This is a genomic window from Marinomonas aquiplantarum, from assembly GCF_003314975.1.
In the GTDB taxonomy this organism is placed as follows: domain Bacteria; phylum Pseudomonadota; class Gammaproteobacteria; order Pseudomonadales; family Marinomonadaceae; genus Marinomonas; species Marinomonas aquiplantarum.
In genome coordinates this window covers 49,507-60,974 of sequence record NZ_QNRF01000006.1, presented here as the reverse complement: position 1 = coordinate 60,974, position 11,468 = coordinate 49,507, and the positions used below count along the sequence as shown (strand labels likewise).

General features: G+C 46.3%; 8 protein-coding genes. All 8 read left to right on the top strand.

Going from position 1 to position 11,468, the window contains the following annotated elements; all coding sequences use genetic code 11:
• Positions 1 to 42 precede the first annotated feature (42 nt).
• The 8 genes from DFP76_RS12150 (at position 43) to DFP76_RS12115 (ending at position 11,465) form a co-directional block, all read left to right on the top strand.
• Complete coding sequence (locus DFP76_RS12150) at positions 43 to 1,452, top strand: CmpA/NrtA family ABC transporter substrate-binding protein (protein WP_181799844.1); 1,410 nt, start codon at positions 43 to 45, stop codon at positions 1,450 to 1,452.
• Positions 1,453 to 1,533: 81 nt separating this feature from the next.
• On the top strand, positions 1,534 to 2,499 hold the full coding sequence (locus tag DFP76_RS12145) for an ABC transporter permease (RefSeq protein WP_113874910.1): 966 nt from the start codon (positions 1,534 to 1,536) through the stop codon (positions 2,497 to 2,499).
• Positions 2,500 to 2,509: 10 nt separating this feature from the next.
• Positions 2,510 to 3,355: an ABC transporter ATP-binding protein gene (locus tag DFP76_RS12140; protein ID WP_113874909.1), complete on the top strand. Its 846-nt coding sequence runs from the start codon at positions 2,510 to 2,512 to the stop codon at positions 3,353 to 3,355.
• 14 nt (positions 3,356 to 3,369) lie between these two features.
• Positions 3,370 to 4,584 (top strand): NAD(P)/FAD-dependent oxidoreductase, encoded by a 1,215-nt coding sequence (locus tag DFP76_RS12135; protein WP_245931930.1) that lies wholly within the window; start codon positions 3,370 to 3,372, stop codon positions 4,582 to 4,584.
• A gap of 40 nt (positions 4,585 to 4,624) precedes the next feature.
• A complete protein-coding gene (nirB, locus tag DFP76_RS12130; RefSeq protein ID WP_113874908.1) occupies positions 4,625 to 7,180 on the top strand; it encodes a nitrite reductase large subunit NirB in 2,556 nt (851 codons plus the stop codon).
• Positions 7,181 to 7,188: 8 nt separating this feature from the next.
• The gene (gene nirD, locus DFP76_RS12125; protein ID WP_342767831.1) at positions 7,189 to 7,518 is read left to right on the top strand and encodes a nitrite reductase small subunit NirD; all 330 of its coding nucleotides are present in this window, start codon (positions 7,189 to 7,191) and stop codon (positions 7,516 to 7,518) included.
• Between the two features lie 276 nt (positions 7,519 to 7,794).
• Entirely contained in the window at positions 7,795 to 10,470 is a 2,676-nt protein-coding gene (locus DFP76_RS12120) for a nitrate reductase (protein WP_113874906.1), read from the top strand.
• The gene (locus tag DFP76_RS12115; protein ID WP_113874905.1) at positions 10,467 to 11,465 is read left to right on the top strand and encodes a glycosyl transferase family protein; all 999 of its coding nucleotides are present in this window, start codon (positions 10,467 to 10,469) and stop codon (positions 11,463 to 11,465) included. Before DFP76_RS12120 ends, DFP76_RS12115 begins: the two co-directional genes overlap by 4 nt.
• Positions 11,466 to 11,468: the final 3 nt, after the last annotated feature.

The following is an 11,468-nucleotide window of genomic DNA, read 5'->3' as shown; positions in this document are numbered from 1 at the left end:
TTTGCATGCACCTTTTTTTGTGTCTTGAAGCGGAGAGTAACGATGAATTTGAGGTCTTTGGAAACGGTTATGCAATTGCCGAAAGTGGCAGAATCAGTGAAAAAGTCCACTGCGGCTTTGCTGTTGGGTTCCTTTTTAATGGCTGGCGCCGCTCATGCGGAGTTGGATTACCCTGAGAAAGAAGAATTGAAGTTTGGCTTTATTAAGCTAACGGATATGGCGCCTTTGGCCATTGCTTATGAGAAAGGCTATTTCGAAGATGAAGGTCTTTACGTTACTTTGGAAGCGCAAGCCAATTGGAAAGTACTGTTAGATCGCGTGATTGATGGACAATTAGATGGTGCTCATATGCTGGCGGGTCAGCCATTGGGCGCAACGATTGGTTATGGTACTAAAGCGCACATTATTACCGCGTTTAGCATGGACTTAAATGGTAACGGCATTACCGTTTCAAATGATGTCTGGGACGAGATGAAACCCAACATCGCCAAAGGAGCAGACGGTAAGCCAGTTCACCCTATTAGTGCGAGTGCTTTAAAACCTGTAGTGGATCGTTATCGATCAGAAGGTAAGCCGTTCAACATGGGCATGGTTTTCCCCGTCTCAACTCACAATTATGAATTGCGCTATTGGTTAGCGGCAGGCGGAATTCACCCTGGTTATTACGCACCTGCGAAAGGGGATACCAGTGGCCAAATCGATGCCGATGCCATGTTGTCAGTAACGCCACCACCACAAATGCCCGCCACAATGGAAGCTGGCACCATACATGGTTACTGTGTTGGTGAGCCTTGGAACCAACAAGCGGTATTCAAAGGCATTGGTGTGCCTGTAATCACCGACTACGAGATCTGGAAAAACAACCCGGAAAAAGTATTTGGTGTGAGCAAAGAGTGGGCTGACGAGTACCCAATCACTCATATTCGCGTAGTCAAAGCCATGATTCGAGCGGCGAAATGGTTGGATGAAAACAACAATGCTAACCGTCCTGAAGCGGTAGAAATTTTGTCACAAAGTCAGTACGTGGGGGCTGACTATGATGTTATCGCCAACAGTATGACAGGAACATTTGAATACGAAAAAGGTGATAAACGTGAGGTGCCAGATTTCAACGTGTTCTTCCGTCATAACGCGACTTATCCTTACTACAGTGACGCGATTTGGTATCTGACTCAAATGCGCCGCTGGGGACAGATCGCAGAACCTAAGTCGGACGAATGGTTCATGAAAACCGCGAAAGACGTGTATCGCCCTGATATTTACGCGCAAGCGGCTGAATCTTTGATTGAAGATGGCCTTATGCAGGCTTCTGATTTCCCAGACTTTACAACCGAAGATGGCTTTAAGTCGCCACAAAGTGATTTTATTGATGGCATTACTTATGACGGTAAGCGCCCAAATGATTACTTGAAAAGCTTTCAGATCGGCCTGAAAGGTGATGATCAGATTTAAAGGCTTATTAAGCAGTGGGCCCATTAAAGCCCACTGCAAGATAAGTGAGTTAGCCGTTTTACAACTAGCAGGAATATCGCCATGTCAGATTTATCCATTCACTCTTTAAAGGAAAAGCTTGAGCAAATCTCCATCAAAAGCCTTCTTTTGCCTCTGTGTGGAATCATTATTTTTATTATGCTCTGGCAGGTTGGGGCCAGCCGAGTACACACATCATTGGGTGTATTTCCTGGGCCAGCCGTAGTCTATGAGCAATGGGGTAACCTGATTAGTGAACATCAGAGCGAAAGGGTAAAAGAGCAGCGCTTTTATGAGCGTCAGGAAGACAGAATTGCCAAACGTCAGGCAAAAGACCCTGATTATGTGGGCAAAATTCGCAGCTATACCGGCAAACCGACTTTTTTTGATCAAATTTTTACCAGTTTGTATACCGTACTTGCTGGTTTTGGCTTGGCTTGTTTGATTGCCATTCCATTGGGTATTTTGATTGGTTTGAATAATGCGGTGTACAGTGCGCTAAATCCCGTTATTCAAGTTTTTAAACCAGTGTCACCGCTTGCTTGGTTGCCACTTGTCACCATGGTAGTGAGTGCGACTTACGTATCTGATGACCCGATCTTCTCTAAATCCTTTTTAACCTCCATGTTCACTGTCACCCTATGTTGTATGTGGCCAACCTTGATTAATACTGCGGTTGGGGTTGCCGCGGTGGAAAAAGACTTGCTGAACGTTTCTAAGGTTCTGCGTTTAGGTTGGTTTACTCATGTGATGAAAATCGTCATCCCATCGGCCATTCCATTGATGTTCACTGGTTTGCGCTTGTCTTTGGGTATCGCCTGGATGGTATTGATTGCTGCAGAAATGCTGGCACAGAACCCAGGGTTAGGAAAGTTCGTCTGGGACGAGTTTCAAAATGGCAGCTCTAACTCTCTTGGTCGCATTATGGTGGCGGTGTTGATGATAGGTTTCATCGGCTTTTTATTGGATCGAGCCATGTTGATGGTTCAGCGTTTTGTGTCTTGGGATAAGACACAAATTTTACGATAGGAGAATGAACATGGCGACACATCTAGACATCAGTCAAGTATCCATCGAATTTCCAACCCCAAAAGGGGCGTTTAAAGCTTTAGATGGGGTGAATTTAAAAATCAATAAAGGCGAATTTGTGTCTCTTATTGGCCATTCTGGCTGTGGTAAATCCACTGTCTTGAATATAGTGGCGGGTTTGTATGACGCGACAGAAGGTGGTGTGCTTCTTGATGGCAAAGAAGTCAAAGGCCCTGGACCAGAGCGTGCGGTGGTGTTTCAAAATCATTCCTTGTTGCCTTGGTTAACCTCTTACCAGAATGTTGAGTTGGCGGTGAAGCAAGTCTTTAAAAAGACCAAATCGAAAAAAGAAATGCATGACTGGATCATGCATAACTTAGATCTAGTACACATGACACATGCGGCAGATAAGCGTCCTGATGAAATTTCTGGTGGTATGAAACAGCGTGTTGGTATCGCAAGAGCCTTGGCAATGGAGCCAAGTGTGTTGCTGATGGATGAGCCTTTTGGTGCTTTGGATGCTTTGACTCGAGCTCATCTGCAAGACTCTCTTATGGAGATTCAAAAAGACTTAAACAACACCGTCATCATGATTACCCACGATGTGGATGAGGCGGTGTTGCTGTCGGATCGCATTATTATGATGACCAATGGTCCAGCCGCGACCATCGGTGAGATTTTAGACGTGGACTTGCCACGACCTCGTGATCGTTTGGCATTAGCAAATGATGCGAAGTATGTGGATTATCGCGCTCAGGTACTGACATTCTTGTATGAAAAACAACGTAAAGTCGAGCCGATCAATGGAAATGCTAAAGCGACCAGTTCGTCTGCCGCGAAAGTGGCTAACGCGTAACAGGGTATTTCATCATGATGCGAGTAGTCATAATCGGTGCCGGTATGGCGGGCAGTAAATTAGCCGAGGAATTGGCACACAATTCAACCGCTAAACTTGCTATTACCTTGATAGGTGAAGAACCGAAAGTCGGTTACAACCGCATTATGTTGTCGTCTTTGTTGGCGGAAGAAATTGGCGATGAAGACATGCGGCTGGTGGATCTGGTTAAGATGCGCGACAGTGGCGTGAACATCATTGCCGAAGACCCTGTGGTGACTATTTCAAGTAAACAAAAAAAGGTGATCTTATCATCTGGTCGAGTGATTGATTATGACAAGCTGGTCTTTGCGACCGGTTCCAAAGCCAACATATTACCCATAGAAGGCGCCAATGGGCATAACGTCATGGGTTTTCGTACTTGGCAAGATGTCGACCGTATGTCAGCGTTGCCAGCCGCACAAAATGTGGTGGTGGTTGGCGGTGGTCTGCTTGGGTTGGAGGCGGCTGTTGGTTTGGTAAAACGCGGTCATCAGGTCACTGTATTTCATCGCAGTGGTCACTTGTTAAATCGACAGTTAGACGCTGCAGCAGCCAGTTTGCTACAACGTCGTCTTGAAACCATGGAGATTGAGTTTTGTTTATCCGATAGTCCTACGCGATTTATTCATGATGCGTCGGGGGCGGTATGTCGGTTATTGCACGGTAATGGACAGCAAAAACCAGTGGATCTGGTGATCATGGCGGCGGGTATCGTGCCTGAAACGCAATTAGCCGAGCAGGCTGGCTTGGCGGTAAACAAAGCCATTTTGGTTGATGCACAAATGACCACGTCGGATGCGGATATTTATGCCCTTGGCGAATGTTGTGAATTTGAGCAACAAACCTTTGGCTTGGTGGCCCCGATTTGGTCTCAAATTAGCGTATTAACTCAGGTGTTGGCAGGCAGTGCCGCAAATTTTACCATCATGCCAACACCAACCAAATTGAAAGTGTCGGGCATAAACCTATTTTCGGTAGGAAAAATTCAGCCTGATGCAAATGACGCTTGCCTTATTTTTGAAGACGTAAGCGCCAATCATTATCGCAAACTGGTGGTCAACGACGGCCGACTGGTGGGCGCTATTCTATACGGCAACGTCGCCGATGGTAGCTGGTATTTCCAGCTGATTCAAAACCAGACGAAGGTTACAGCCATGCTGGATCGACTGATATTTGGCGAGGCTTATTGCCAGTCACAAGTCGCTTGATTCAGTGCTTGTAGCGCGAAACTCCGACAAGGGGAAATACATGACTATAAACACTTCAACAACAGATAAACCACGTTTAGTCGTCGTGGGAAACGGTATGGTGGGACATCACTTTATCGAACAATTGATTGAGCAAGGTGCGCAACATCAATTTTCTATTGATGTGTTTGGCGAAGAGCCGCATTTGGCTTATGACCGTGTGCATTTAAGTGAATATTTTACCGGTAAAGCCGCCGCGGACTTAGCCATGACAGATGGTCGTCTATACGACGAACATGGAGTTCGCTATTTCACTAATAGCCAAGTCGTAGGGATTGATCGTGCTGCCAAGTCATTGCAATTGGCGTCGGGCGATAGCTTGCCTTATGACCTTTTAGTATTGGCGACAGGTTCTTATCCTTTTGTACCGCCTATGCCTGGTCACGATAGGGACAATACTTTTGTGTATCGTACTCTTGAAGATTTGGATGCGATTCGAGATTGTGCGAAACAAGTGACGCGTGGCACGGTCGTCGGAGGTGGCTTGCTTGGGTTGGAGGCAGCCAATGCGCTTAAGAACTTAGGTTTGGAAACCAGTGTGATTGAGTTCGCACCACGTTTAATGCCAGTCCAATTAGATGAGACCGGCGGTCAAGTGTTAAAAGAAATGATTGAAGGTTTGGATGTAAGCGTGAACACGGCTACCGCCACGCAAGAAATTATAGATGGTGAGCAAGCCTTCCACCGTATGAATTTTGCCGATGGTAGTCATCTCGAAACCGACCTAATCTTGTTTTCCGCTGGGATTCGCCCACAGGATGCTTTAGCCAGACAATCTGGTTTGGAGATTGGTGAGCGCGGCGGTATTTGTGTTAACAACGATTGTTTGACCAGTGATGACAGTATTTATGCCATTGGTGAATGTGCTTTGTGGAATGGTCGGATCTTTGGCCTAGTGGCACCAGGATACAGCATGGCGAAAGCCGCGGCAGCACATATTATGGGCGATGTGGACAAACGCTTTATGGGGGCTGACATGAGCACTAAGCTGAAGTTGCTTGGCTGTGATGTCGGCTCGATCGGTGATGCTCACGCTCAAACCCAAGGCTGTAAGGTATTTGTGTATCAAGATGAGCTGACTCAAAGCTACCGTAAAATGGTGGTCTCAGAAGACGGTAAGAAACTATTGGGTGCCGTTTTGGTGGGGGACAACAGTTATTACGATACCTTGCTGCAATATTACCTAAACGCGATCGATCTGCCTGACAATGCTCAGTCTTTGATTTTACCTAGCATGGATGGCGCGCCAGCCGCTTTGGGTGTCGATGCCTTACCCGCTACCGCGTCTATTTGTAGTTGTCATAACGTCAGTAAGCAAGACATCAGTGATGCAGTCTGCGCAGGCGCTTTGTCTGTTGGCGATGTCAAAGGGGTCACCAAAGCCGCTACTGGCTGTGGTGGTTGTGCTGCTTTACTGAAAAAGGTGGTCGATAACGAATTATTGGCACTGGGTGTGGAAGTTAGTACGGATATTTGTGAGCACTTTGCGTATACCCGTCAGGATTTATACAACCTAATCAAAATCGAAGGCATTAAAACCTTCGCTGAGCTACTGCAAAAACACGGCAAAGGTCATGGTTGTGAAATCTGCAAACCTGCTGTGGGTTCTATTCTAGCTAGCGTGTGGAATGATTACGTACTGAAAAAAGAGCATATTGGTTTGCAAGATACCAATGATAGATTCCTTGCCAACATGCAAAAGGATGGTACTTATTCCATTGTGCCGCGTATTCCAGGTGGTGAAATTACCCCAGATAAACTGATTGTACTTGGTCAGGTGGCCAAAGATTATGGCTTGTATACCAAGATTACCGGCGGTCAGCGTATTGATTTATTTGGTGCGACCTTACCGCAATTACCTGAAATTTGGGAGAAGCTGGTGGCGGCTGGATTTGAAACCGGCCAAGCCTACGGTAAGTCACTGCGAACCGTTAAATCCTGTGTGGGCAGCACTTGGTGTCGTTACGGTGTCAACGACAGCATGGGCATGGCAATTCATCTGGAGAATCGCTACAAAGGCTTGAGATCACCGCATAAAATTAAGTTCGCTGTGTCCGGTTGTACCCGCGAATGTGCCGAGGCTCAAAGTAAAGACATAGGTGTGATTGCCACAGAGGGTGGTTGGAACTTATATGTATGTGGTAACGGTGGTATGAAGCCTCGTCATGCAGACTTGTTTGCTACGGACTTAGACGATGAAACCTTGGTCAAGTATATCGACAGAGTCTTGATGTTTTACACCAAAACAGCCGATCGTTTACAACGTACGTCCGTGTGGATGGAGGGCTTAGAAGGTGGTCTGGACTATCTTAAAGAAGTAGTTATTGAAGACAAGCTTGGCTTGTGTGAAGAGTTAGAGCAAAGCATGCAACATGTGGTGGATACCTTCCAGTGTGAATGGAAAACAACACTAGAAGACGAGCAAGCGTTGAAGAATTTCCGTCAGTTCGTCAACTATGAAGGTGGCGATGCCAACGTGGTATTTGTTGAAGAGCGAAATCAAATTCGCCCTGCGACAGAAGCAGAAAAACAGCAACTGATTGCTAAGGCAGGTTAACCGTGACAATGCAGTGGAAATTGATGTGTGAACAGCAGGACTTGATCGAAGGCGCAGGCATTGCTGCCATGTTGGACGGACAGCAAATTGCTTTGTTTTATGTGCCAGAGGCAGAGCAAAAAGTATTCGCCATCAGCAATTGGGACCCAATTGGCAAAGCCAATGTATTGTCTCGTGGTTTGCTGGCGAATTTAAAAGAGCAGTGGACAGTGGCGAGTCCTCTGTATAAGCAACATTATGAATTGCAATCTGGACAGTGCCTTGAGGAAGAAGGTGTCAAGATAACCACTTGGCCTGTGAAGTTGGAGACGGGCAAGGTGTTTGTTGCTTGTAAGTGATCCTTCTTTGACCCTGAGCGTGGTATTTGCACCAAAATAACGCAATATTTCCATTGAGAGTCATCTAAGGTTCGAGCTCAAATCGCATGAATCCTGATTGGCTGGCGTTTGTTGTACTTGGCCTGTTAATTGCTTTGTTATTAGTAACTGATGCACCTTGAGCCAAAGTTGGTTTACTAACAAAGCAATCAGATATTACAAAAGGCAACGAAGCCCAATCACTCTAGTAGAGTGATTGGGCTTTTTTTGTCTTCGAAAAAAGTGAAGGATGGATATATGGCGCAGGCTTTTCAAAAAACAACATGTCCTTATTGCGGTGTCGGCTGTGGTGTGAATATGGTTTTGCCGAGTGCAGATAAAGACCCTGTTCCCCCAGTGTCAGGGGATGAAAGGCATCCGGCAAACTTTGGGCGGCTGTGTGTGAAAGGAAGCAGTTTGTCGCAAACCTTAATGGATCACGACAGATTGCTCACACCGAGCATTCAGGGGCACTCCACTTCTTGGGATGAGGCTTTAGACACCATTAGCGACAAGATTACTCAAGTAGTAAAAGATCATGGCCCTGATGCTTTTGCGTTTTACTTGTCTGGTCAGATCCTAACGGAAGATTATTATGTGGCTAATAAGCTAGCGAAAGGTTTTATTGGTACGGCTAACGTCGACACGAATTCAAGGTTATGCATGGCGTCCGCAGTGGTGGCTTATAAGCGGGCGTTTGGGTCTGATACTGTGCCTTGTTGTTATGAAGATTTAGAGTGCTGCGATTTGCTTATTATGGTGGGGTCTAATGCCGCTTGGACACACCCGGTTTTGTATCAGCGCATTGCGGCGGCTAAACAAAAACGTCCTCACATGAAAGTGGTGGTGATTGACCCTCGTCAAACCGCGACCTGTGATATTGCGGATCTGCATTTAGCGATTAAGCCTGGGTCTGATGCGGCGATTTTTTCTTACCTGCTCTGTCATTCAGATAGTGCTGGCGTTGTTGATCAGGCTTTTATGGCGGATTCGACATCCGGGTTTGATGAGGCCTTAAAGTGTGCTTATGCGGCAACACCAAGTGCGTCTTTTACAGCGGATTTTTGTGGTGTGCCGTTAGAAGACTTAACTTGTCTGACGGATTGGTGGGCAGATACTGATAAGACAGTAACTTTTTATTCTCAAGGCATTAATCAGTCGTCTTCTGGCGTGGATAAATGCAATGCCATTATCAACTGTCATCTCGCAACCGGTCGGGTGGGCAAAGAAGGCGCTGGGCCTTTTTCTATTACAGGTCAGCCAAATGCCATGGGAGGACGAGAAGTTGGTGGGTTAGCCAATCAACTGGCGGCTCATATGGATTTTGCAACGCCCGGCGCACAAGACTTGGTTCAGCGTTTTTGGCAGGCACCCAACATGGCCAGTGAAAATGGTCTGAAAGCGGTCGATTTATTTCAAGCCATGGAAGCAGGTAAAGTCAAAGTGGTGTGGATTATGTCGACGAATCCGATGGTGAGTTTACCCGATACAGCTCAGGTCCGACGAGCGTTGGAAAAGTGTGAATTGGTTATTGTCAGTGACTGTAAAAACAATACTGATACGACGGCCATGGCGGACATCTTATTGCCAGCAACGGGGTGGAGTGAAAAAAATGGCACGGTAACAAATTCTGAGCGGTGTATTTCTCGTCAACGAGGATTGTTACCTGCGCCGGGGGAGGCCAGACATGATTGGTGGGCAATTTGTGAAGTCGCGAAAAGGCTTGGTTTCCATTCGGCGTTTAGTTACCAAGGGGCGCATGACATTTTTGTGGAGCATGCCGCACTATCGGCGTTTGAAAATTCAGGGAAAAGAGACTTCGATATAGGTCATTTTCAGTCTATGACTCAAGCAGAGTACGACGCCTTATTGCCGGTTCAATGGCCTGTTCCTAAAGGTCAGCCAGCAGGCACCAAACGGATGTTTGCGGATGGGCAATTTTTCACGGCGGATCGTAAGGCGCGTTTTATTCCTATTACGCCTGTGCTTCCCCAACATGTGAGTAATAAAGAATGGCCTTTTGTTTTGAATACAGGGCGAGTTCGAGATCAGTGGCATACCATGACGAGAACAGGAAATGCGGCTTCTTTGGCTCGTCATACCAATCAACCTTATGTTGAAATTCATCCTCGTGATGTCAAAGCACTGGGGCTTCAGGATCAAGGTTTGGCGCGTTTAGTGAGTCCTCATGGTCAGGCTATTTTAAGGGTAAAGACAAGTCGGGCGACCTCACCAGGTCAGGTATTTGCCCCGATTCATTGGACTCAGGCCTTTGCCAATCAGTCTGTGATATCCAATTTGATACCACAAGTCGTTGACCCATTATCAGGGCAGCCTGAATCTAAGCATGCTGTGATCCGACTGGAAGCCATACATAACCCTATGTTTGGTTCCATTTTATCAACACAAGCGTTGGACTTATCGGCGTTTTTATATTGGTGTCGTATTCCGTCTGAGCATGGTTTTTACTACGAAGTGGCATTGTCTAGTGCTGCCGAAGTAGAGCAAGCCATACGAAATTTAAAACAGCAAACTGGCTTGTCAGAGTATTGGATGGAATATCAGAATCCATTATCAGGACAATCCAGAATGGCTTGCTTGCAAGAGAATCAATTGGTCTTGTTATTGTACTGGCATGATCAACCGCAGCAATTAAGTTTGGATTGGTTAGTGTCTAAGTTGGCGCCTGATTGTCAAGTGGAGGAGCAGGAAAGGCTAGCTATCTTGGCGGGCAGCTTGGCACAAGCGGAAGACAAAGGCGAAATCATTTGTTCTTGTTTTCAAGTGGGGAGTAAGCAAATTCAACAGGCGGTAGCAGAGGGCGCGAGTTCAGTCGCTGAGTTGGGGGCACGATTAAAATGTGGCACTAATTGTGGTTCTTGTGTACCAGAGTTGAAACCTTTTATGCCAATACAAGTGGAGAAAAGCGCATGAGTGAAGCATTCAAGCCATTTATTCAAGTGCTGGGGCGAGGTAAAAAAGGCGCTCGAAGTCTTACGTCAGAAGAAGCTGAACAAGCCATGACTCTTATGCTAAATGATCAAGTGGCCCCTGAGCAATCGGGAGCTTTTTGGATGTTAATTCGCATACGAGAAGAGACGGTTGAAGAAACCGTTGGTTTTACACGAGCCACACGTCGCTTCTTACGGGAAAACAATTCATTGGTGCCGAAAGTCGACCTCGATTGGCCTGCTTATGCTGGTAAGCGTAATGAGTTGCCTTGGTTTTTGTTGTCAGCGTTGGCCTTAGCGAATGCGGGTGTTCGTATTGTCATGCATGGTCACGCGTTTGAGGGTGAAGAGCGGATTTATGTCAATCAAGTCTTAGGTGCGTTGAACCTCAATGTGTGCTCATCAGAGGAAGAGGTCAATCAATCTCTTAATGAGCAAGCGTTTGCTTACATCGATTTGATAAACATACATCCGATGTTAGGGAAAATGATGAATTTGAAATACCAATTAGGATTGCGTTCACCAGTGAACACGGTTGTCCGAATGATGAATCCATTTTTTGCTCCCCATAGTCTACATGGCGTATTCCATCGTGGTTACGATGCGTTACACCTATCTGCTTGTGAGCAGCTACAAGACCCATCTGTCTTGGTATTTCGAGGTGGTAATGGGGAAGCGGAAGTGAATCCTGAGCGTGAAGTGACCTTAGGGAAATGGCAGGATAACCAAGCGAGTTGGACAGTATGGCCGAAAGCTGAGCAGAGTTATAAACGACTGAAAGACAATCTGGATGTCTCACGATTGCTAGATCATTGGGAGGGGGAAACAATTGATCCATTTGGTGAGCAAGCTGTGCGTCAAACCCTCGCGGCTGTGGTCGGTTTGTTGTACAAATTAGACTCTCATCAAGCTTGTTTGGCATTAGCGGATGAAATTTGGTCTAATCGATCTTTACCTTGGCTGAAAAAAGCGAATTAAAGC

Coding starts and splice junctions, on each gene's coding strand:
- nirD (WP_342767831.1), top strand. CDS start 7,189: ATGCAGTGGAAATTGATGTGTGAACAGCAGGACTTGATCGAAGGCGCA.
- DFP76_RS12115 (WP_113874905.1), top strand. CDS start 10,467: ATGAGTGAAGCATTCAAGCCATTTATTCAAGTGCTGGGGCGAGGTAAA.
- DFP76_RS12140 (WP_113874909.1), top strand. CDS start 2,510: ATGGCGACACATCTAGACATCAGTCAAGTATCCATCGAATTTCCAACC.
- DFP76_RS12135 (WP_245931930.1), top strand. CDS start 3,370: ATGATGCGAGTAGTCATAATCGGTGCCGGTATGGCGGGCAGTAAATTA.
- DFP76_RS12120 (WP_113874906.1), top strand. CDS start 7,795: ATGGCGCAGGCTTTTCAAAAAACAACATGTCCTTATTGCGGTGTCGGC.
- DFP76_RS12145 (WP_113874910.1), top strand. CDS start 1,534: ATGTCAGATTTATCCATTCACTCTTTAAAGGAAAAGCTTGAGCAAATC.
- DFP76_RS12150 (WP_181799844.1), top strand. CDS start 43: ATGAATTTGAGGTCTTTGGAAACGGTTATGCAATTGCCGAAAGTGGCA.
- nirB (WP_113874908.1), top strand. CDS start 4,625: ATGACTATAAACACTTCAACAACAGATAAACCACGTTTAGTCGTCGTG.